The organism is Schlegelella aquatica (genome assembly GCF_026013905.1).
Classification (GTDB): Bacteria; Pseudomonadota; Gammaproteobacteria; order Burkholderiales; family Burkholderiaceae_C; genus Caldimonas; species Caldimonas aquatica.
Map to the genome: position 1 here is coordinate 368,936 of NZ_CP110257.1, position 21,605 is coordinate 390,540.

Sequence of the window (21,605 nt, forward strand, 5' to 3'; positions counted from 1 at the left end):
CAGATCGTCCGAGGACGGCACCGGTGCTGTGACGAGTTCGACGGAGAAGTTCGACGGGAGAAGCAAGATGAATAACAACATCCTCGTGTTGGGCGGTTCCGGGTTCGTCGGAACCCACTTGTGCGAAAAGCTGGTGGAGCGCAATCACGGCGGCAGCGGCACGATCGTGGTGCCCACCCGGTGGCGCGGCCATGCGCGTCACATCCAGATGCTGCCCACGCTGGAGGTGGAGCAAGCCGACGTGCACGACCCGTCGCAACTGGCGCGCTTGCTCGCCGGCTGCGATGCGGTGGTCAACCTGGTGGCCATCCTGCACGGTCGCGAACGCGAGTTCGAGCGGGTGCACGTGGAACTGCCCCGCAAGCTGGCCGAGGCCTGCCGGCGCGTCGGGGTGCGGCGGGTGGTGCACGTGAGCGCGCTGGGCGCCGCGCCCGACGCCCCGTCGATGTACCTGCGCTCCAAGGCGCGCGGCGAAGCGGTGCTTCTGGAAGGCGGGGACCTGGACGTGACCACCCTGAGGCCGTCGGTGATGTTCGGCGCGGAGGACCGCTTCCTCAATCTGTTCGCGCGCTTGCAACGGGTGCTGCCCGTGATGCCGCTGGCCGCGGCCGACGCCAAGTTCCAGCCGGTGTGGGTGGAGGACGTGGCCCACGCGATCGTGCGGTGCATCGACGACACGTCGACCATCGGGCGCATCTTCGAACTCGTGGGCCCGCAGGTCTACACCTTGCGCGAACTGGTGCACTGCGCCGGCGTGTGGGCCGGGCACCCGCGCCCGATCGTCCCGTTGCCCCGTCCCCTCGCCTGGTTGCAGGCGCTGTTGATGGAGTGGCTGCCCGGCCAGCCCTTGATGAGCCGCGACAACCTGGCCTCGATGCGCGTGCCCAATGTGGCGACCGGCCGGCATCCGGGCTTGGAGGCGCTGGGCATTGCGCCGGTCGGGCCTGCGGCTGTGGCGCCCGGCTACCTCGGGCCCGCCGAGGGCAAGGTGCGGCTCAACCTCTTCCGCGCGGCGGCGCGACGGGTCTGAGGGCGGGCCCGGGGCCGCGACCGGCGGCGAGGTCCGCATGGCCGGGACGGGCGGCGCGGTTGGCGCTAGCATGGGGCGCTGTTCTCCCGTGGAGCGCGCATCGTGCAACTGATCATCGCCAACAAGAACTACTCGTCCTGGTCGCTTCGACCGTGGCTGCTGATGACCGCTTTGGAGATCCCCTTCGAGGAGGTCAAGCTGCGCCTGGATTTCGAGGAGGGCTCGGAGTTCAAGCGCTTCCTCGCGGGCTACACACCCGCCGGTCGGGTGCCCGTGCTCGTCGACGAGGGCTTTGCGGTGTGGGAGACGCCGGCCATCGTCGAGTACCTGGCCGAGAAGTTCCCCGCCAAACCCATCTGGCCGGCCGATGCGAAGGCCCGCGCCCGGGCGCGCAGCGTCTGCGCGGAGATGCACGCGGGCTTCGTCGCGCTGCGGCAGCACTTTCCGATGAACATCGAGGCGTCGCTGCTGGAGGTGGGCCGGCGCGTGCTCGCCAGCGAACCTGCCGTCGTGCGAGACGTCCAGCGCATCGTGCAGATGTGGACGCAGTTGCTCGACGCCTCCGGCGGGCCGTTCCTGTTCGGCGGGTTCTCGAATGCCGACGCCTACTTCGCGCCGGTCTGCACCCGGCTGCGCACCTATGGCGTGCCGGTGCCGCCTGCGGTGCAAGCGTACGTGGATCGCGTGTGGTCCTTGCCCGCGATGCAGGCGTGGGTGCGCGAGGCGATGGCCGAGCAGGACTTCCTCGACTTCGACGAGCCGTATCGCTCGCGCCGAGCCGGATGAGAGAACGGGCCCCGAGGGGCCCGTCGGCTCGTGGCCCGCGACGAGGCGGGCCGCAGTTCACCTCAGCCCTGGCGACGGCGGCGCGACATGTAGCCCAGCGCGCCCAGGCCCGCGAGCATCAGCGCGTAGGTCTCCGGCTCGGGGATGGGCTGAGCCACCGCCGAGAAGGAGTAGCTGCCGCCCGCCCAGCCGGTCACTGTGCCGGCCACGCGGAAGTAGTAGTCGTTGCCGGCGGTCAGGAACACGTCGTTGAGCTGGTAGGAGCCGTCCACCAGGCTCGCCGCACCCAGGAAGGTGTTGGACGAGTCGTACAGCGACAGCGAGAAGTTGGCGATGTCCAGGAACTGGATGCCGTTGAGCGAGAGCTTGAGGTTCGTCGCGCTGCCCGAGACGTCGCTGTCGAGGACGAGGTCGAAGATGTAGTCGTCGGCGAAGGTCAGCCCGGGAGACGTGAAGGTCCGGGTGACGACATCGGGCTGGTCGTCGAGCACGCCCAGGTCCGTCGCCATCGCCGGCGTCGCGGCGGCAGCAGCAAGAGCCAGGGCGGCGATCCAAGGTTTCAGTTTCATATCACTCCCCAAATTTGCAGCGTTACGGAATCGCGGCTGCGAGCGGCATGCCCCGCGGGGCCGCCACCGTGCCGCCAGCAAGTTGTATCGGTGGGATGGTTTCACACCCATCCCGTGCGCGCGGGACGGCGGCGGGCATGGGCACTGCTCTGCGGACGGGGTTCGTTACGGCGCGCGGGCTCGCGCATACTGGCGCCATGAAGGTCTACATGGTCGGCGGGGCGGTGCGCGATCGCCTGCTCGGGTTGCCCGTGCAGGATCGCGACTGGGTCGTGGTGGGCGCGACGCCGCAGGAGATGGTGGCGGCCGGCTACACGCCGGTGGGGCGCGACTTCCCGGTGTTCCTGCATCCCGAGACGCGGGAGGAGTACGCGCTGGCGCGCACCGAGCGCAAGACAGGACGCGGTTACCACGGTTTCACTTTTCATGCGGCGCCGGACGTGACGCTCGAGCAGGATCTGTTGCGCCGTGACCTCACCATCAATGCGATGGCCGAGGACGAGGAGGGCCGGCTGATCGACCCCTACGGGGGGCTGCACGACTTGCAGGCGCGGGTGCTGCGGCATGTGTCGCCCGCCTTCGCCGAGGACCCGGTGCGCATCCTGCGCCTGGCCCGCTTCGCCGCCCGCTTCACCGACTTCAGCGTGGCCGGCGAGACGTTGATGCTCATGCGCCGCATGGTCGAGCACGGCGAGGTGGACGCGCTCGTGCCCGAGCGCGTGTGGCAGGAACTCGCCCGCGGCTTGATGGAGCCCCGGCCCTCGCGGATGTTCGAGGTGCTGCGCGCCTGCGGGGCGCTCGCGCGCATCCTGCCGGAAGTGGACCGGCTGTGGGGCGTGCCGCAGCGGGCGGACTACCACCCCGAAGTGGACACCGGCCTGCACCTGATGCTGGTGCTCGACATGGCGGCGAGCCTCGAAGCGCCGCTGGAAGTGCGCTTCGCATGCCTGTGCCACGACCTGGGCAAGGGCACCACACCGCCGGACATCCTGCCGCGCCACCTCGGACACGAGCAGCGCAGCGTCGAGCTGCTGCGCGGGCTCTGCCAGCGCCTGCGCGTGCCCACCGAGTGCCGCGAACTGGCGGAAGTGGTGGCGCGTGAGCACGGTCATGTGCATCGCAGCGGCGAGTTCGGTCCGGCGGCCGTGGTGCGGTTGCTGGAGCGGTGCGACGCGTTTCGGCGGCCCCAGCGCTTCGAGCAGATGCTGCTGGCCTGCGAATGCGATGCGCGGGGCCGGTTGGGTCTGGAGCGGCAGCCCTACGCGCCGCGACCCCGGCTGCTGGCGGCGTTGCGGGCCGCGCAAGGGGTCTGTACCGCGCTGGTGGCCGAAGAGGCACTCGCCCGTGGCCTGCAGGGCCCGCGCATCGCCCAGGCGATTCACGAAGCCCGGGCCCGCGCGGTGGCCGCGGCCCTGCCTGGCATGCCCGCGCCCTGAGGTGGGCAGGGCACGCGAAGGCCGTCCCGTGAGCCCGCGGCTTTTCCCCTGCGGGGCAGTCGATCAATCGACGTCGCGCTGGCGTCCGTGCACCTCGCGGTAGAAGATGCGCCCAGGCGCCCGAGGGGCGCCGTGCCCGCGGCCCGGAGTGCGCCAGAGCCCGACGCCGCATCATGGGGGGCGGCCATGGACATCCCGCAGACGATCGAGCGGCTCGGCTTTCGCAAGTGGTACGAGCGCGAGTTGGTGCGCAGTCATCTGCATCTCGTGCTGATGCTGCTCGGGCTGGTGGGGCTGTTCGCGGCGGCCGAAGCCTATGGCGACAGCCGGGTGTGGTCGGATCGGGCGCTGATGGGGCTGTGCGCGGCCGTGAGCGCGGCCATCTCGTTATGGGCGTTGCGGCGCTACCTCTACCTGCTGCTCCATGCCGAGGACGTCGCCAATCAGGCCGTGTGCCCGCAGTGCCGCGCCTATGCGGCGTGGAGCCTGCAGGGGACGGACGAAGGCGGGCGCCTGTGCGTGCGCTGCAACCGCTGCGCGCGACGCTGGGATATCCACCTCTAGGGCCGCCGGCCCTCGCGCCTAGAACAGCTTGCCCACCAGCATCGCGAGGAAGCTCAGCAGCACCGTGGTGGCGATGGGCAGGTGCCATTCGCGCCCGCCGAGCTTGAAGTGCAGGTCGCCGGGCAAGCGGCCGAGCCCCAGCTTCTCGAGCCAGGGGCGCAGTCCGTTGAACAGCACCAGCACGATGACTACGACGAGCAGCCAGCGCAGCATGGGGCCCTACAGCGTGTGGGTGCGGTCGCCGTAGGCGAAGCCGAGGGCGTCGTCCAGCGCGATGCCGCGCGCGAAGCCGATCACCTTGAACAGCTCTCCCATCTCGTGCTCGCCGACGAGCTTTTGCACCGCGGCCACGTCGCGCAGGCGCTCGGCCGTGGCGGTGCCGTCGTCCGGCGGCAGCAGCTCCAGCAGCCCGCAGTTGAGCAGGAAGTGCCCCTGGCTGGTGTAGCCGATCACATCCAGCCCCGCGTCCTGGCCCGCCAGTGCGATGCCGGTGAAATTGACGTGGGCGGTGAGGTCCTTGAGCCCCAGGTCCGAGAGCGGATCGGTGTCGCTGCGGTGCGCGCGGTGGCACATCAAGGTGCCCCCGCTGCGTTGCGGGTGGTAGTACTCGTGCTCGGGGAATCCGTAGTCCAGGAAGAACGCCGCCCCCCGCCGCAGCCGCTCGGCCAGCGTGCGGACGAAGGCCTCGGCCTGGGGGTGGATCTCGGTCACCGTGCCCGGCGGCCAGGCCGCCTCGACGGGCGGGCGCAGGGCCGTCGGGCGGTCGGCCCAGCGCGGCCCGAGCGGCGTGACGCGCACACCTCGCTCGAACCACTCGTGCCCGTCCCAATGCAGCAGTTGCACGGGCATCGCGTCCAGCACCTCGTTGCCGACGACCACGCCCTCGATCGCCTCGGGCCAGCGGTCGTGCCAGTGCACGCGCGCGGCCAGCGCCGGCACCTCGCGGGCCAGGCGCTCGCGCTGGCGCTCGCGCAGGCTGCCCGACAGATCGACGATGTGGTAGGCGGCGCACCGCTGGCCGAGCGAGGCCAGCAGCTGCGAGGCCAGTGCGCCGCTACCGGCGCCGAACTCCCAGACCTCGGGCGCCCCGCTGCGCTCCAGCGCCTGCGCCACCTGCCGCGCCAGCGCGCGGCCGAAGAGGGGGGTCAACTCGGGGGCGGTGACGAAGTCGCTGCCGCCGGCCGGTCCTGGGCCGAACTTGGGGCTGCCGTGCGCGTAGTAGCCCAGGCCCGGCTCGTAGAGCACGATGGCCATGAAGCGGTCGAACGGCAGCCAGCCGTCGGTCGGGGCGGCCTCCTGCAAAAGCCTGTGCAGCAGGGCGGTCGGCAAGTCGGCCGGTACACTGACGGGTTCTTCGTGCTCGCGCATCTGCCGCATTGTAGGAACCATGCCTGCCGGCCCCGATTTCCACACCGACCGCCCGGTCGCGCTCGTCACCGGCGCGGCGCGTCGCCTCGGTCGCGCGATCGCCCTCGAGCTGGCCGCAGCCGGCTGGGGCGTCGCGGTGCATTACCGCCACTCGGCCGCCGAGGCGCAGGCATTGGTGGCCGAGTTGCATGCGCGCGGCGTGCCCGCGCGGGCGTTCGGGGCGGACCTCGCCGACGAGGCGGCGTGCCTCGGCCTCGTGCCGCAGGTGCTCGCCGAGATGGGGCGGCTGGACGCGGTGGTCAACAATGCGTCGGTCTTCGAGTACGACGACGTGGCCGCTTTCGGGCATGCGACGATGGAGCGGCACTGGCGCGCCAACACCGCGGCGCCCATCTTGCTGACACGCGCCCTGCACGAGCACCTGACGCAGGCGCGGCCGGGCGCGCCGGCCGGCTGTGTGGTGAACCTGCTGGACCAGAAGCTCTGGAACCCGAACCCCGACTACTTCTCGTACACGCTGTCCAAAGCGGCGCTGGAGGCGGCCACCACCTTGCTCGCGCAAGCGCTGGCACCGCAGGTGCGCGTCGTCGGCGTGGCGCCCGGGGTCACGCTCGTCTCCGGGCCGATGAGCCAGGCGCAGTTCGAGGCGGCGCACCGGCTCACCCCGCTCGGGCGCTCGTCCACCCCCGAGGACGTGGCGCGGGCGGTGCGGTTCGCGCTGGAGTCGCCTGCGATCACGGGCACGACCTTGCTGGTCGATGGCGGCCAGCACCTGATGAGCGCGCAGCCGCGCGACGTGATGTTTCTGGCCGCGCAGGCGGCCCCGGGCTGCGATCAGGCGAAGCCCTGAGGCGCTTCTTGATGCGAAAGACCGACCCATGCATTCGATGCTGAGCCACCCCGCGCTGATGGATTGCCGGCGCCTCTTTTTGCGCAACTACGAGGTGTGGATCAACATCGGCGTGCACGACTTCGAAAAGCGCGGCGAACAGCGTGTGCTGATCAACGTCGACCTGTATGTGCCGCTGGCCCAGACCACGCCCCGCCAAGACCAACTGCACGAGGTGCTGGACTACGACTTCATCCGCCGCACCATCGCTCAGCGCGTCTCCAAGGGGCACATCCACCTGCAAGAGACGCTGTGCGACGAGGTGCTCGCGCTGATGCTCGCGCACCCGCAAGTCAAGGCGGCGCGCGTGTCCACCGAAAAACCTGACGTCTACCCCGACTGCGATGCGGTGGGGGTGGAGGTGTTCCGGATCAAAGGCGAATGACGAGGCAAGACGCGATGAGTGCGGTGCTCCACGACCTCCACGACATGGCCGCGCATGCCGAAGCCGCGGCCCCCGAGGCGACGCTGCCCGAGGCGACGCTGCCCGAGGCGACGCTGCCCGAGGCGACGCTGCCCGAGGCGACGCTGCCCGAGGCGGGCACGGGCGCGGCGAGCGACGAGGCTCGCCGTGCGGCCAAGCTCGCCTTCGAGAACCACAAGCTCGGCAAGCGGCTGCACCGCCTCGTGGGCCAGGCGATCGGCGACTTCAACATGATCGAGCCGGGCGACAAGGTGATGGTGTGCCTGTCCGGCGGCAAGGACTCCTACGCGCTGCTCGACATCCTGCTCAACCTGCAAAAGCGCGCCCCGCTGCACTTCGACATCGTCGCGGTCAACCTCGACCAGAAGCAGCCGGGCTTCCCCGAGCACGTGCTGCCCGAGTACCTCAAGAGCCGCGGTGTGCCGTTTCACATCGAGGAGCAGGACACCTACTCCATCGTCAAGCGCGTCGTGCCCGAAGGCAAGACGATGTGCAGCCTGTGCTCGCGCCTGCGCCGCGGCATCCTCTACCGCGTGGCGGGCGAACTGGGCGCGACCAAGATCGCGCTCGGCCACCACCGCGACGACATGCTGCAGACCTTCTTCCTCAACATGTTTTTCGGCGGCAAGTTGAAGGGCATGCCGCCCAAGCTGGTGAGCGACGACGGCAAGCACGTGGTGATCCGCCCGCTCGCCTATGTGAACGAGGTGGACCTGGAGCGCTGGGCGGCCTTCCGGCAGTTCCCCATCATCCCGTGCACGCTGTGCGGCAGCCAGGAGAACCTGCAACGCAAGCAGATCAAGGCGATGCTGCGCGAGTGGGACCGCAAGTACCCCGGGCGCATCGAGAACATGTTCACCGCGCTGCAGAACGTGGTGCCCTCGCACCTGATGGACCGGAACCTGTATCCCTTCGCCAACCTCCAACCCACGGGGGTGGCGGACCCGGCCGGCGACAAGGCCTTCGACGACGACGAGGAATGCGCGCCGCCCGCCAGCGCGGTGGTGCGGCTGCGGCTGGACGAGTGACGCGCGGCGCGGTGAGAGCGCGGCCGACACCGAGGATGGCACGCCGCGTGCTCGGCGCGGTGCAGGCGGTCAAGGAGCACGAGCGATGGACACGATCAAGCGATGGGGCACGGCCGCCTGCCTGGCCGCGGCGGTGGTGCTGGCCGGGTGCGCGACGCCCCGGCTGATCGAAAGCGACGTCACCAGCTACACGCAGTGGCCCGAGCAGCGTCGCCCCGGCACCTTCACGTTCGAGCGGCTGCCCTCGCAGCAAGCACGTCCCGAGGAGCAGGCCCGCATCGAGGCGCTCGCGCTGCCGGCGCTGCAGCAGCTCGGGTTTCGCCTCGTCCCTGAATCGGCCCAGCCCGACGTGACGATCCAGGTCGGGGTAAGCCGCACCCGCTACGACCGCGCGCCCTGGGACGACCCCTGGCCCTATGGCTACGCCGGCTGGGGCTTCGGCCACCGCTCCGCGCTCGGTGTGGGCCTGGGCTGGCAGATCCCGTCGCCGTACTACGTGTTCCAGGTGGCGGTGCTCATCCGCGACGCGAAGACCAAGCAGGTGCTGTACGAGACGAGTGCGCGCCACGACGGCCGCTGGACCGACGAGGGACTGCAGGCGGCACTGTTCGAGGCCGCGCTGAAGGACTTCCCGCGGCCGGCGCTCAGCCCCCGACGCGTGCGCATCGAAATCCCCCGCGACGGCTCCGCCCCCGCCGCTGCGGCCTCGGCGCCGCAGCCGGGTGCTCCTGCCGGCTCGCCGGCGCGCTGAGCCTCGCAGCACTGCAGGCACGCACCGCCCCTGACCCCGGGGGCTGGCCGGTCCGCTCCGGCACGGATAATCGCGCCATCTGCATCGCGCGCGGCTCGGTGCTGCGCCGATCGCCCCCGACTTTCCTTGCAGGATCTCTCGCATGACCCTCGACGTCGTCATCATGGCCGCGGGCAAAGGCACCCGCATGAAGTCGCAGCGTCCCAAGGTGCTGCACACCCTGGCCGGACGGCCTTTGCTGCACCACGTGCTCGACACGGCCGCCACGCTCGGCGCCCGCCAGATCGTCACCATCACCGGGCACGGGGCCGAGGAGGTGGAGCGCTCCATCCAGGGCCGTGAGGGCGTGGTCTGCGTGCGTCAGGAGCCCCAATTGGGCACGGGCCATGCCGTGCAGCAGGCGCTGCCGCGCCTGGCCGAGGCCGGCACCACGCTGATCCTCAACGGCGACGTGCCGCTCATCGAGGCCGCCACGGCCCAGACGCTGGTGGCGGCCTGTGCCGGCGAGCGGCTGGCTCTCTTGACCATCGAGCTGCAGGACCCCACCGGCTACGGGCGCATTGTGCGCAGCGGCGACGGGCGCGGGGGGCACGTGGTGGGCATCGTCGAGCACAAGGACGCCACGCCCGAGCAGCGGGCCATCCGCGAGGTGTACACCGGCATGATGGCCGCGCCCACCGCGCAACTGCGTCGCTGGTTGGCCCAACTGAAGAACGACAACGCACAGGGCGAGTACTACCTCACCGACATCGTCGCGATGGCGGTGGCCGAGGGCGTGCCCGTGGTGGCAGCCCACGCGGCCAGCGAGGTCGAGGTGCTCGGTGTCAACAGCCCGGCGCAGTTGGCCGACCTGGAGCGGCGCTACCAGCGGCGCGAGGCCGAGCGGCTGATGGAAGCCGGCGTGCGCCTCGCCGACCCGGCACGCTTTGACGTGCGCGGCCGGCTCGTCTGCGGCACCGATGTCGAGATCGACGTCAACTGCGTGTTCGAGGGCGAGGTGCGGCTCGGCGACGGCGTGCGCATCGGTGCGAACTGCTGCATCCGCAATGCCGAGATCCAAGCCGGCGCGGTGATCCACCCGTACACGCACATCGACGGCGAGTCGGGCGGCGTGATCGTCGGCGAAGGCGCGCTGGTGGGGCCCTTCGCCCGCCTGCGTCCCGGCGCTCGCCTGGGGCCCGAGGTGCACATCGGCAACTTCGTCGAGGTGAAGAACTCCACGCTCGCCCGCGGCGCCAAGGCGAACCACCTCGCCTACCTCGGCGATGCCACGGTGGGCGAGCGCGTCAACTACGGCGCGGGCAGCATCACCGCCAACTACGACGGCGCCAACAAGCACCGCACCGTGATCGAGGCGGACGTGCACGTGGGCTCCAACTGCGTGCTCGTCGCCCCGGTCACCATCGGCGCCGGCGCCACCATCGGCGGCGGCAGCACCATCAGCAAAGACGCCCCGGCCGGACAGCTCACCGTGGCGCGCGCCAAGCAGGTCACCATCCCCGGGTGGCAGCGCCCGCAAAAGAAGAAGGCCTGACGGCCTTCACCGGGGCGAGAAGCATGAACGGCACAGAAGCGACTCCCGGCGCGCCGACCCCAATCGATCCGACGCGCTGCCCCTTGTGCGGCGGGCCGAACGGCTGCGCGATGGCCGGCAGCTGCGACACCGCCGGGGCCTGTGGCGCCTGCTGGTGTAGCGAGGTGCGCTTCAGCGCCGAACTGCTGGACCGCGTGCCGGCGCACGCCCAGCGGCGCGCCTGCATCTGCCGCGACTGCGCCACTCGCGGTACCGCTTGAACCGGGGCGAGGGTACGCTGAGGAGTGCCGACCGATGAGGCCTGTCGCAACAAATTCGCGGTCGCCGCGGACCGGGGCGCGAGGATCACCCGGCAGTACGACGCGGCGATGGCGTCGCGCCCTGACATGGCCGATCGGGCACTCGGCCCGGCGATCGGCGTAGCCCAGGCCTATGCCGTGGGCGCCGCGACTGGAATCGCCGGCTCGAACTTCGCGCGCTTGACCGAGAAGTATGTTTTGACGTTGCGCACGTTGGCGTCCTCGGTGTAGAGGCGTTGCACCAGTTGGTGATAGGCCTCCATGTCGCGCACGTACACCACCAGCACGAAGTCCGGCCCGCTGGAGGTGCGGTAGCACTGCTGGACCGCCGGCTCGGCCACGGCGCGGGCCTCGAAGGCGGCCAGCCGCTCGGCGGATTGCTGGTCCAGGCTCACCTCGACGATGGCGGTGAGGCCGGCGCCGAGCTTGTCTGGCGAGAGCAGGGCGACTCGTCGTTCGATGATGCCGAGCTCGACCAGGCGCCTCACCCGGCGCAAGCAGGTGGCGGGGGAGACATGGACGCGGGCCGCGAGTTCGTGGTTGGTCAGCGACGCGTCGCGCTGCAGGCTGTCCAGCAGCCGGCGATCGGTGGCATCCAGATGGGGGGTGGGGACGGTCGATACGTTCATATGCGAGGCGATTCTGAACGAAAATTCCATCCCGTTGTGGTGATCGCGTATCGTTTCATCGAAGATCAAAATTTGAAGGAAAATTTTCGCCGCTCGTTCCTAGGATGCCGCTTTTCTCGCTTGTCTCGAAAGGCATCCCATGTGCGGCATCGTCGGCGCGGTCAGTCAGCGCAACATCGTTCCCGTTCTGATCGAAGGGCTCAAGCGGCTGGAATACCGCGGGTATGACTCCTGTGGCGTGGCCGTGCACCAGGGCGGCGAGTTGCGCCGCGCGCGCAGCACCTCCCGCGTGGCCGAGCTCGACGCGCAGGTGCTCCGAGAGGGGGTGGAGGGGCTGACCGGCATCGCTCACACCCGCTGGGCCACGCACGGCGCGCCGGCCGTGCACAACGCGCACCCGCACTTCTCGCACGGCACCGGTCCGCGGGCCTACGAGGAGCGGCCCGGGCGCATCGCCCTGGTGCACAACGGCATCATCGAGAACCACGACGAACTGCGCGCGCAGCTGCAGGCGCGCGGCTATGTGTTCGCCAGCCAAACCGACACCGAAGTCATCGCGCACCTGGTGGACTCGCTGTACGAAGGCGACCTGCTCGATGCGGTCAAGCGCGCGACGCTGCGCCTGAAGGGGGCCTATGCGATTGCCGTGTTCTGCCGCGAAGAGCCGCACCGCGTGGTTGGCGCGCGCGAAGGCTCGCCGCTGGTGCTGGGCGTGGGCGCAGCCGGCGCGCACGAGAACTTCCTCGCCTCCGACGCGATGGCCCTGGCCGGCGTCACGGATCAGATCGCCTACCTCGAAGAAGGCGACGTGGTGGACCTGCAACTGGGCAAGTACTGGATCGAGGCCCGGGTGGACGGCAGCGAGCGCTTCGAGCGCGTCGAGCGCCCCGTGCGCACCGTGCTCGCGCACACCGGGGCGGCCGAGCTGGGCCCTTACCGCCACTACATGCAAAAGGAGATCTTCGAGCAGCCGCGCGCGGTGGCCGACACGCTCGACGGCGTGCAGGGCATCACGCCGGAGTTGTTCGGCGACGGCGCCTACTCGGTGTTCAAGGACGTGGAGCAGGTGCTGATCCTGGCCTGCGGCACCAGCTACTACGCCGGCTCGACCGCCAAGTACTGGCTGGAGTCGATCGCCAAGATCCCGACCTCGGTCGAGATCGCGAGCGAATACCGCTACCGCGAGAGCGTGCCGAATCCGAAGACGCTGGTGGTGACGATCTCGCAGTCCGGCGAGACGGCCGACACGCTGGCGGCGCTCAAGCACGCGCGCTCGCTCGGCATGCCGCACACGCTGACCATCTGCAACGTGGCCACGAGTGCGATGGTGCGCGAGTGCAAGCTCGCCTACATCACGCGCGCGGGGGTGGAGATCGGCGTGGCCTCGACCAAGGCGTTCACCACTCAACTGGCCGCGCTCTTTCTGCTCACGTTGGCGCTCGCGCAGGTGCGCGGGCGCTTGAGCGACGAGCAGGAGGCCGCCCACATCAAGTCGCTGCGGCACCTGCCCTCGGCGCTGCAGGCCGTGCTCGCGCTCGAGCCCCAGGTGATCGCGTGGGCCGAGGAGTTCGCGCGCAAGGAGAACGCGCTCTTCCTCGGCCGCGGCTTGCATTACCCCATCGCGCTCGAAGGCGCACTCAAGCTCAAGGAGATCAGCTACATCCATGCCGAGGCGTACCCGGCCGGCGAGCTCAAGCACGGGCCCCTGGCCTTGGTGACGAGCGAAATGCCCGTGGTCACCGTCGCGCCCAACGACGCGCTGCTCGAAAAGCTCAAGAGCAACATGCAGGAAGTGCGCGCGCGCGGCGGCGAGCTGTTCGTGTTTGCGGATGCCGACACCCACATCGCAAGCGAGCCCGGCATCCACGTGATCCGCATGCCGGAGCACTACGGCGCGCTGTCACCCATCTTGCACGTGGTGCCGCTGCAATTGCTGGCTTACCACACCGCCTGCGCGCGTGGCACCGACGTGGACAAGCCGCGGAACCTCGCCAAGAGCGTGACGGTGGAGTGAGCGGCTCGCAAGGCGCTTCCTGGGGCCGCTGCGAGTAGGCTGCTTGAACGGCGAGAGCCACTGACGGCTGGGATGCGGGTGTTCAGGCCCTCGGCGAGGGCGCCCGCGCCTTGGCGTCAGCACATTGGAACCGCGCCTCACTCCACCCGCACCGTGCGCAGGCGCAGCGAGTTGACGATGACGCTCACCGACGACAGGGCCATCGCGGCGGCGGCGACGATGGGGGACAGCAGCAGCCCGAAGAAGGGATACAGAACCCCTGCGGCGAGCGGGATGCCGGCTGCGTTGTAGACGAAGCTCAGGAACAGGTTCTCGCGGATGTTGCGCATCGTGGCCCGAGAAAGGGTGCGGGCGCGCACGATGCCCAGCAGGTCGCCTTTGAGGAGCGTGACGCCTGCGCTCTCCATCGCCACATCGGTGCCGGTGCCCATCGCGATACCGACGTGGGCCTGTGCCAGGGCCGGCGCATCGTTGACGCCGTCGCCTGCCATGGCCACCACGCGTCCTTCGGACTGCAGCCGCTGGACGACCGCTGCCTTGTCCTCCGGGAAGACTTCCGCGATCACCTCGTCGATGCCGAGTTGCCGTCCGACGGCCTGCGCGGTGGTCTTCCCATCGCCGGTCAGCATCACCACCCTCACACCGGCGGCCTTCAGGGCCCGCAGTGCCGCAGGGGTGGAGGCCTTGATCGGGTCGGCAATGGCGACGAAGCCCGCGAACTTTCCCGAGAGCCCGACGAAGATGACCGTGGCGGCGTGTTGCCGCTGCGTCTCGGCCGAGGCGGCCAAGGGGGAGGTGTCGATGCCGTGCTCGGCGAGGAACTTCGCGCTGCCCGAGACGACGAGCTCACCCTCGACCGTCCCGATGACGCCCTTGCCGACGGGGGAGTCGAAACCGGTGACGGGCGACAAGGGGAGCTTGCGGGCCTGCGCGTCCTCCACGATGGCCAGCGCCAGAGGGTGTTCGCTGGCCCGCTCGACGCTCGCCAGCTTCTGCAGCACCTCGTGGGCCGTGAACCCGGAGGCGGGCTCGATGTGCACGACCTTGGGGCGCCCCTCGGTCAAGGTGCCGGTCTTGTCGACCACCAGCGTGTCGACCTTCTCCATCTTCTCGAGCGCCTCGGCGTCGCGGATGAGCACGCCATGCTGCGCGCCCTTGCCCACGCCCACCATGATCGACATCGGGGTCGCCAAGCCCAAGGCACAGGGGCAGGCGATGATGAGCACGGCGACCGACGTGACGAGGGCGTAGCTCAGCGCCGGGGCAGGCCCCCACAGCAGCCAAGCCAGGAAGGTCAGGACGGCGACGACGATCACGACGGGGACGAACCACCCGGCGACTTGGTCGGCCAGACGCTGGATTGGCGCGCGGCTGCGCTGGGCTGCGGCCACCATGTGCACGATCTGAGCCAGCAAGGTGTCGGCGCCGACCTTCTCGGCCCGCATCACGAACCCGCCGGTCTGGTTCAGCGTGCCGGCGGTCACCTTCGAGCCGGCGGCCTTGGTCACGGGAATCGGTTCGCCCGTCACCATCGACTCGTCGATGTTCGTCTTGCCTTCGGTGACCTCGCCGTCGACCGGCACCTTCTCGCCGGGCCGGACGCGCAACAGGTCGCCCACCTGGATGGCCTCGACTTGGACGGTCTCGTCGGAGCCGTCGGGCCGCACCCGCACGGCGGTCTTGGGTGCCAGGCCCAGCAGTGCCTTGATGGCGCCCGAAGTCTTCTCCCTCGCTCGCAGTTCGAGAACCTGGCCGAGCAGCACGAGCACCGTGATGACGGCCGCGGCCTCGAAGTAGACGGCGACCGCGCCGTCCGCGCCTCTCAGGTCGGCGGGGAAGAGCGCGGGCGCGAGGGTGCCGACCAGGCTGTAGAGCCAGGCGGCGCCCGTGCCCAGGGCGATCAGGGAGAACATGTTGAGGCTGCGGTGCTTCACCGAAGCCGCGGCCCGCACGAAGAACGGCCAGCCCGCCCAGATCACGACAGGGGTGCCCAGCACCAATTGGATCCAGTTCGACAGCGACTGCCCGAGCAGATGGTTCAGGTTGGTCAGATGACCGCCCATTTCCAGCACGAGCACAGGAAGCGTCAGGACGGTGCCGATCCAGAACCGGCGCGTCATGTCCCGCAGTTCCGGGCTCTCGCCGGCCTCGCCGGTGGCGACCACGGGTTCCAGCGCCATGCCGCAGATCGGGCAGTGACCCGGCCCCATCTGGCGCACTTGCGGGTGCATCGGGCAGGTGTACTCGACCTGTTGCTCCGGGCTCGCCGTGACGGGGCGCTTCTCGGCGGCCTGCGGCCGGCCCTGAACCCGGTGCGCGGGGTGGACGGTGTGGCCACCCTCCATGGCGGTGCCGTCGTGCATCGGGGGGGTGCCGCCATGATGAGCGCGGGGTTCGGCGTGCCGGTGGTCATGGGAAGGCTGCATGCGTACTCCTGCTCTGGGGCCGAAGTGTGCACCCTCCCATGCGGGGAAGGTCAAGCCGGCTCGGCGCGAGGGGCATTCCAGACGCGCGGGCTTCCAGGAAGAATGAGTGGCGTCGGGGATGCGCCGCTGGGGCCCTCGCACGGCAGTGCGGCGGCCTGGCGTGTACTCCTTCGGCAAGCGGTGTGCCGCGAGGGTGTGCCGCGAGGCGCCGTTCGCTGTGCGGGCCGTTCGCGGTCGAAGCCGTGGGCCGCTTCGCGGCCGTTCAGTTGAGGATGCGCCCGTCTTGCCCGACGACGCTGATTTCGACGTAGGTGGAGCCGGAGTTCGACCCGGGGATGTACTTCACGGTGTACCCGCCCAGGTCGAAGGGGGCGGCCCGCAAGGCCTCGATGAGGCGCGTGCGCGTCAGGGGCCGGCCGGCGCGCTCCATCGCGGCCACCACCAGTTTGGCGTTCAAGTACCCCTCGAGGCTGTAGTACGAGAAGTGGTGGTGCCGCGCGTGCTCGGCCAGCACCTTCTTGTACTCGCGCACGACGGGCAGCTTGTCGCTCCACGGATAGGGGATGACCTGCGACACCTGGATCCCGCGGCTGTGCTGCGGGCCCAGCTCGGCGATCAACTGGTCGGTGCCCACGGGGGAGAGCGCCACGAAGTGCGGCGAGGCCCCCGCCTCGCGCATGCGTTTGACGAACTCCGCCGTCGGTCGGTAGAGCGTGACCATCACGACGGCCTGCGGCTCGGCCTTCGCGATCACCTGCACGGCCTGCGCGACGTCCACCGAGTTGCGCGGCACCGAGGCGGTGGCCACCGGCTGGAGCTGGTGCTGCTGCAAGGCCTGCACCACGCCCTTGAGCCCTGCCTGGCCGAAGCCGTCGTCCTGGTAGAAGACGGCGATGCGCCGCACACCCACGGTGGTGAGGGCCTTGACGATCTCGGCCGTCTCGTCGTTGTAGCTGGCGCGAAGGTGGAACATGTAAGGGCTGGCCGGCTTGCGCAGCACCTCGGCCCCGCTCACGGTGCCGATCAGGGGCACCCGCCGTGCCTCGAGCACCGGCAGCACGGCTTCGGTGGGCGAGGTGCCGTAGAAGCCAAGCAGCGCGAACACCTTGTGCCCATCGATCAGCTGCTTCGCGTTGGCCACCGCGGCGGCCGTCTCGTAGCCGTCGTCGAGGGCCACGAGTTCGAGCCGCCGGCCGGCCACGCCGCCGCGCGCGTTCACCTGCGCGAAGTACGCCTCGATCCCTTCCTTCATCGCGCGGCCGTAGGCACCGTTGGGGCCGGAGAGCGGCGCCGACATGCCCCACTTGACGGTGGTGTCGGACACGCCCTCGTCGGCCGCCGCGAGGGGGGCCAGGGCCAACAGCAGGGTGGCCGCCATCCAACGGACGATGGCGGAAGGATCGAGGCAACGCATGACGGACTCCGGGTGGTGGGCCCGCAACTTTTCGTTGCTTGGCTTGCAGCACCCTGACGCAACACGCCGGCGCGCAGGGCCGGCGGGTGGTTCCCGAGCTCAGCGAGCGTCGATGCAGGCCCTCGCCGGGGCCGAGGCGGTCTTCTTCTGCCGCAGGGGCACGCCGTGGCGCACGGCCACGAGCTCGGCGACGATCGAGACGGCGATCTCCGCGGGGGTGCGAGCGCCGATGTCGAGCCCCACGGGCCCGTGCAGGCGGTCGATCTCCTCGGCCGACAGGTCGAACAGCGCGAGGCGGGCCTTGCGCTTGGCCGTGTTGCCGCGCGAGCCGAGCGCCCCGACGTAGAAGGCAGGGGACTTCAGGGCTTCGAGCAAGGCGAGGTCGTCGAGCTTGGGGTCGTGGGTCAGCGCGACCACGGCGCTGTGCGGATCGAGCTGGAGCTGGACGATCAAGTCGTCGGGCATTTCCTTGCTGAAGCGGGTGCCGGGCACGTCCCACGTGAGGTGGTACTCCTCCCGGGGGTCGCAGCAGATGACTTCGAAGTCGAGCGCCAGGGCCATCGGAGCCAGGACGCGCGACAACTGCCCGGCGCCGATGAGCAGCAGCCGCCAGCGCGGGCCGAAGAGCGCGCGCAGGCTGCGGCCGTCGAACTCGAAGCGCTCGGCGCGCGACGCCGGCTCGATCGTCACTTGGCCCGTCGCCAGGTCGAGACGGCGCGCGACCAGCTCGTGCCGCTGGGTGCGCACGAGCACGTCCTCGATCCAGCCCACGTCGACCAACGGCTCCTGCACCAGCCGCAGCGTGCCGCCGCACGGCAGCCCGAAGCGCGCGGCCTCGTCCTTGGTGATGCCGTAGGTGACGAGCGTGGGTCGGTCCACGCGCTCGCCGTGCCGCACGCGGGCGATGAGGTCGTCCTCCACGCAGCCGCCCGACACCGAGCCCACGACGAGGCCGTCGTCGCGCATCGCGAGCAGCGCCCCCGGCGGGCGGGGCGCGGAGCCCCAGGTTTCGAGGACGGTGACGAGCCACACCCCGCGATCCTCGGCACGCCACTGCAGCGCTTGCCGCAGCACCTGCAGGTCCAGACTGTCCATGATGCGCATCTCCTTGGCGGGTCTGCGCGATTCTGGCCCATGGCGGAGGGCGCCGTGAGGGGCGGGGTTGGGCGCGGGGGCCGCGGGCGCGGCCTGCCCCGCGGCTCAGCGCGCGCGGGGCACGAGGCCCGCGGACGTGAGGTCGTAGTCGGCGAGGTCCAGGCCCATCGTGCGCTGGACCTGCTGCCGCGCGGCGCGGCTGACGAGGGCGGCCTGCTGCGCGTCGGGCTGGCGGGCCAGGAGGCGCAGCATCTGCTCGGTCGAGTAGGCCCGCAACATCAACTCGTCCGCGATGGATTGCCGCACGCCCTCCGTGAGCGCGGCGGGCTTGCGACGACGCATCACCTCGACCATCTGGCGGCGCAGCCCTTGCATCTGCGCCGGGGCCGGCGGCTCGGCCCGTCGATGCACGGCCGCCCAGTAGACGCCCACGTGGTAGGCCGCGGCGTCGGCGAGGTTGTTCGGCGACAGGCCCGCGCGCCGCAGCGTGGCGGCGATGTCGTAGTGCTGCGTGTCGTGCAGGAACTGGCGCGCCGCCTCGGGGCTCTTCTTGCGCGTCTGCGCCGCGATCTCCTCGCGTGCGAGCTGGGTGACCTTGGGGTAGCGGCGGAACGTGAGGTCGGCCTCGCCGGGGCGGGCGTCGTCCTGGGAGCGGCCGGTGCGGTTCTCGATCGACTGGCCCACGGCAGCGTTGCCGGCGATGTCGGAGATGACCCGGCCGGCGTGGTTGAACTGGCCCATGTAGGCGTCGTCCTGGGCGTGGGCGGCAAGCGGCGCGGCAACGGCGCCGAGGAGCAGGATCAGCGACTTCAGCATGGTCGGGCAAGGGCGGCGGCAAACGACGTAGAGATGCCGGCCGTGGAGCATCTCGCATGCGCGGGGCCGCGAGGGGCCGGTTGTGCAACGGCGTGCAACGCTCGTGCGCGGCCGTCGTGCCGATCGAGCGGGAGGGGCCCTCAGGGTGCGGGGGGCTGCCCCGAGCGGGCGTGCGCCCAGCGCTCGACGACGCCGCGCAGTTGCTCCAGGCTGCACGGCTTGGGCAGGAAGTCGTCCATGCCGGCCGCGGCCGACGCGGCGCGATTGCTGTCCATCACGTCGGCGGTCAGGGCCACGAGTGGCAGGTGGGGCAGGCCGTGCTCGGCCTCCAGTGCGCGCCAGCGGCGCGCCACATCCATGCCCGAGATGCCGGGCAGCATGCAGTCGAGCAGCACCAGATCGAAGTGCTGGCTCGCCAGCATGCGCAGCGCCGTCTCGCCGTCTTCGGCCACGGTGCTTTCGCAGCCGATTTCGGCGAGCTGGGCCTGCACGACCATCGCATTGACGGGGTTGTCCTCGACCACGAGCACATGGCAGGTGGGCGGGGCCGGAGGCGGCTCGACCGGCTCGAACGGCATCACACCGCTGTGCACGAAACGCTCTTCCAGCCGGGTGGAGGCCTGGGGCACGGCGCCTTCGGGCGCGGGCTCGAGCGGCAGTTGCAGCCAGAACGTCGAACCCAGCGCCGGCGTGCTGCTGAAGTCGAGTTCGCCGCCCATCAACTGGGCGAGCTTGAGACAGATGGCCAAGCCGAGCCCGGTGCCCCCGGCCGCCCGCGTCGCCGAGCCGTCCACCTGAGAGAACGGGTGGAAGATCTCGGTGCGCTTGGAGGGCGAGATGCCGATGCCCGTGTCTTCGACCTCGTAGCGCAGCACGTGCACGCTGCCCGAGGGGCCGGTGGCGGTGACGCAGGCCCGCACGGTGACGTGCCCTTCGCGGGTGAACTTCACGGCGTTGCTCACCAGGTGGGCGAGAACCAGCGCGAGGTGATGCACGTCGCCGAGCAGCAGCGGCAGCGTCTGCGCGGGCGCCTCGAAGCGCAGCTCCAGCCCCTTGGCCCGGGCGGCAGACTCGAACATGCGCGTCACGTCGCGGGCCACCGCCACGGCATCGAAGGGTTGCAGCACCAGCGGGATCTCGCCGGCCTCGAGCTGCGTGTAGTCGAGGATGTCGTCGATGAGCCCCATCATGTGGCGCGCCGAGCGCAGCACGTTCTTCACGTGCTGTTCGCGCTCTTCGCCGGGGCCGGACCGGGCCAGCAGTTCGGCCGAGCCGAGGATGCCGTTCATCGGCGTGCGCAGCTCATGGCTCATCGTGGCGAGGAACTGGCTTTTGGCCCGGTTGGCGGCCTCGGCCTGCCGGCGAAGCCGCTCGGCCTCGGCGTGCTGATCTTCGCGTTCGCGCAAGCGGCGCACGAGTTGCCGGAACGCATAGGCGAGCAGGGCCAGCGCGGTGGCGGCCAGCGCCACGATGGCCAGCGCCTGGCTGCGCCACTCCTTCAGGTAGAGCGACTCGTGCACGGCGACGGCCACGAGCGCCGGATGCTGCTCGAGCCGGCGGGTGGCGAGCACGGAGTGCTCCTCGGCCTCGGGGCGGATCTCCCAGGTGACGAGGATGGGCACGCCTTCGGCCCCCCCTTGCCAGCCCGGGGTGGGCAGCCGGGGTGAAGCCAGCAGCCGGTGGCCGACGGCCGCCTCCGCGATGGGAGCGCGGGCGAGCACGGCCAGGTCGTCTCGCAGCAGGCTGATGGCCGCCTCGCCGGGGCGAAGCAGCCGGCCTTGCAGATGCAAACGCTCGAAGAAGGCCGACACGGCTGCCGAAGAGATGCCGACGGCCGCCACTGCGAGCAGCCGCCCTTCGGGGGCGACGATGGCGCGGCACAGATAGAAGGCCCAGATCCCGGTGGACGGGTCGCGGCGGGCGGGCGTCAGATAGGTGGTGCCCCGGGGTTGGGCCACCAGGCGGGCGATGTCGCGGGAGTCGAGCACGGGCGCGGCGGTCGAGGAGAACGGCCGCGAGGAATTGAGCACCCGGCCGTCGGGCCCGGCGATCGCGAGTTGCTCCAGCATGCGAAAGGGCGCGCGCCGGGTGCGCAGTTCGTCGTGCACCTCGGGGGTGCCGACGAGGTCCCGGAAGCTCGCCCCGGTCGCGGCGCTCACCGCGGCGAGGGCCTCCATCGACTCGGCCATGCCGCGCAGCAGGTACTCGCTGGCGGCGAACACTTCGCTGGCGTGGGCGGCCAGCGCCTGGGCGTAGTTGTCGGCCTCGAGCTGCCAGGACCGCCGCGCCGCATGTTGCAGGTAGAGCGCGGCCGCCACCGCCGAGACGAGCAGCAACACGGACAGCGCCGCGCCGACCATCGAGGCCAACTGGCTGCCCTTGCGGCGATCGAGCCCCGCGCCCATCGCGCCATCACGTCCTGCCACTTGTGGTGCCCCCCAACGCACTCTACCGAGGGGCGGCATCCCACGTGTAGCCCCTTGTAGCGAACCCTCGGACGGTGCACCGAATATATCTCTAATTGTAACTTTCA

20 protein-coding genes are annotated in these 21,605 nt (G+C 70.5%); 11 read left to right on the top strand and 9 right to left on the bottom strand.

The annotated features are described in order from the left end of the window. Nucleotides 1-67: 67 nt before the first annotated feature. Both OMP39_RS01665 and OMP39_RS01670 read left to right on the top strand, forming a co-directional pair. Nucleotides 68-1,030 carry a complex I NDUFA9 subunit family protein gene (locus OMP39_RS01665; protein WP_264893081.1) on the top strand — a complete coding sequence of 321 codons (963 nt, stop codon included), beginning with the start codon at nucleotides 68-70 and terminating at the stop codon, nucleotides 1,028-1,030. 99 nt (nucleotides 1,031-1,129) lie between these two features. Further along, entirely contained in the window at nucleotides 1,130-1,816 is a 687-nt protein-coding gene (locus OMP39_RS01670; RefSeq protein ID WP_264894613.1) for a glutathione S-transferase family protein, read from the top strand. A gap of 62 nt (nucleotides 1,817-1,878) precedes the next feature. Here OMP39_RS01670 and OMP39_RS01675 read toward each other — a convergent pair whose 3' ends face one another. Next, nucleotides 1,879-2,385, bottom strand: coding sequence for an FxDxF family PEP-CTERM protein (locus tag OMP39_RS01675; RefSeq protein WP_264893082.1), 507 nt, complete (start codon nucleotides 2,383-2,385; stop codon nucleotides 1,879-1,881). Nucleotides 2,386-2,582: 197 nt separating this feature from the next. On the opposite strand from OMP39_RS01675, the gene OMP39_RS01680 reads away from it, so the two are divergent. Together OMP39_RS01680 and OMP39_RS01685 are read left to right on the top strand one after the other, a co-directional pair. Further along, on the top strand, nucleotides 2,583-3,821 hold the full coding sequence (locus tag OMP39_RS01680) for a multifunctional CCA addition/repair protein (RefSeq protein WP_264893083.1): 1,239 nt from the start codon (nucleotides 2,583-2,585) through the stop codon (nucleotides 3,819-3,821). A 186-nt stretch (nucleotides 3,822-4,007) separates the two neighbouring features. Further along, entirely contained in the window at nucleotides 4,008-4,385 is a 378-nt protein-coding gene (locus tag OMP39_RS01685; protein WP_264893084.1) for a hypothetical protein, read from the top strand. Nucleotides 4,386-4,403: 18 nt separating this feature from the next. Here OMP39_RS01685 and OMP39_RS01690 read toward each other — a convergent pair whose 3' ends face one another. Together OMP39_RS01690 and OMP39_RS01695 are read right to left on the bottom strand one after the other, a co-directional pair. Then, nucleotides 4,404-4,598 carry a DUF2905 domain-containing protein gene (locus OMP39_RS01690; protein WP_264893085.1) on the bottom strand — a complete coding sequence of 65 codons (195 nt, stop codon included), beginning with the start codon at nucleotides 4,596-4,598 and terminating at the stop codon, nucleotides 4,404-4,406. Between the two features lie 6 nt (nucleotides 4,599-4,604). Further along, entirely contained in the window at nucleotides 4,605-5,753 is a 1,149-nt protein-coding gene (locus tag OMP39_RS01695) for a class I SAM-dependent methyltransferase (protein WP_264893086.1), read from the bottom strand. Nucleotides 5,754-5,772: 19 nt separating this feature from the next. On the opposite strand from OMP39_RS01695, the gene OMP39_RS01700 reads away from it, so the two are divergent. The 6 genes from OMP39_RS01700 to OMP39_RS01725 all read left to right on the top strand — a co-directional run bounded on the left by OMP39_RS01700 (nucleotide 5,773) and on the right by OMP39_RS01725 (nucleotide 10,639). Next, nucleotides 5,773-6,603 (top strand): SDR family oxidoreductase, encoded by an 831-nt coding sequence (locus OMP39_RS01700; protein WP_264893087.1) that lies wholly within the window; start codon nucleotides 5,773-5,775, stop codon nucleotides 6,601-6,603. A gap of 28 nt (nucleotides 6,604-6,631) precedes the next feature. Continuing rightward, nucleotides 6,632-7,027 carry a dihydroneopterin aldolase gene (locus tag OMP39_RS01705; RefSeq protein ID WP_264893088.1) on the top strand — a complete coding sequence of 132 codons (396 nt, stop codon included), beginning with the start codon at nucleotides 6,632-6,634 and terminating at the stop codon, nucleotides 7,025-7,027. Then, nucleotides 7,024-8,094: a tRNA 2-thiocytidine(32) synthetase TtcA gene (gene ttcA / locus OMP39_RS01710; RefSeq protein WP_264893089.1), complete on the top strand. Its 1,071-nt coding sequence runs from the start codon at nucleotides 7,024-7,026 to the stop codon at nucleotides 8,092-8,094. Before OMP39_RS01705 ends, ttcA begins: the two co-directional genes overlap by 4 nt. An 85-nt stretch (nucleotides 8,095-8,179) precedes the next feature. Next, nucleotides 8,180-8,845, top strand: a complete 666-nt coding sequence (locus OMP39_RS01715) for a DUF4136 domain-containing protein (protein WP_264893090.1) — start codon at nucleotides 8,180-8,182, stop codon at nucleotides 8,843-8,845. Between the two features lie 142 nt (nucleotides 8,846-8,987). Continuing rightward, nucleotides 8,988-10,379, top strand: coding sequence for a bifunctional UDP-N-acetylglucosamine diphosphorylase/glucosamine-1-phosphate N-acetyltransferase GlmU (glmU, locus tag OMP39_RS01720; RefSeq protein WP_264893091.1), 1,392 nt, complete (start codon nucleotides 8,988-8,990; stop codon nucleotides 10,377-10,379). Nucleotides 10,380-10,402: 23 nt separating this feature from the next. Next, nucleotides 10,403-10,639, top strand: coding sequence for a cysteine-rich CWC family protein (locus OMP39_RS01725; RefSeq protein WP_264893092.1), 237 nt, complete (start codon nucleotides 10,403-10,405; stop codon nucleotides 10,637-10,639). Nucleotides 10,640-10,809: 170 nt separating this feature from the next. Here OMP39_RS01725 and OMP39_RS01730 read toward each other — a convergent pair whose 3' ends face one another. Continuing rightward, nucleotides 10,810-11,307 carry an Lrp/AsnC family transcriptional regulator gene (locus tag OMP39_RS01730; protein WP_264893093.1) on the bottom strand — a complete coding sequence of 166 codons (498 nt, stop codon included), beginning with the start codon at nucleotides 11,305-11,307 and terminating at the stop codon, nucleotides 10,810-10,812. A 139-nt stretch (nucleotides 11,308-11,446) separates the two neighbouring features. Here OMP39_RS01730 and glmS point away from each other — a divergent pair, with 139 nt between their 5' ends. After that, nucleotides 11,447-13,321, top strand: coding sequence for a glutamine--fructose-6-phosphate transaminase (isomerizing) (gene glmS, locus OMP39_RS01735; RefSeq protein WP_264893094.1), 1,875 nt, complete (start codon nucleotides 11,447-11,449; stop codon nucleotides 13,319-13,321). 137 nt (nucleotides 13,322-13,458) lie between these two features. Here the strand turns inward: glmS and OMP39_RS01740 are convergent, their stop codons facing one another. The 5 genes from OMP39_RS01740 to OMP39_RS01760 form a co-directional block, all read right to left on the bottom strand. After that, the gene (locus OMP39_RS01740; RefSeq protein ID WP_280925519.1) at nucleotides 13,459-15,747 is read right to left on the bottom strand and encodes a copper-transporting P-type ATPase; all 2,289 of its coding nucleotides are present in this window, start codon (nucleotides 15,745-15,747) and stop codon (nucleotides 13,459-13,461) included. A gap of 262 nt (nucleotides 15,748-16,009) precedes the next feature. Then, on the bottom strand, nucleotides 16,010-17,161 hold the full coding sequence (locus OMP39_RS01745) for an ABC transporter substrate-binding protein (protein WP_264893095.1): 1,152 nt from the start codon (nucleotides 17,159-17,161) through the stop codon (nucleotides 16,010-16,012). A gap of 99 nt (nucleotides 17,162-17,260) precedes the next feature. Continuing rightward, the gene (locus tag OMP39_RS01750) at nucleotides 17,261-18,256 is read right to left on the bottom strand and encodes an XdhC family protein (RefSeq protein WP_264893096.1); all 996 of its coding nucleotides are present in this window, start codon (nucleotides 18,254-18,256) and stop codon (nucleotides 17,261-17,263) included. Nucleotides 18,257-18,361: 105 nt separating this feature from the next. Next, nucleotides 18,362-19,072 carry a DUF6683 family protein gene (locus OMP39_RS01755; protein ID WP_264893097.1) on the bottom strand — a complete coding sequence of 237 codons (711 nt, stop codon included), beginning with the start codon at nucleotides 19,070-19,072 and terminating at the stop codon, nucleotides 18,362-18,364. Between the two features lie 140 nt (nucleotides 19,073-19,212). Beyond that, on the bottom strand, nucleotides 19,213-21,498 hold the full coding sequence (locus tag OMP39_RS01760; protein WP_264893098.1) for an ATP-binding protein: 2,286 nt from the start codon (nucleotides 21,496-21,498) through the stop codon (nucleotides 19,213-19,215). Nucleotides 21,499-21,605 lie beyond the last annotated feature (107 nt).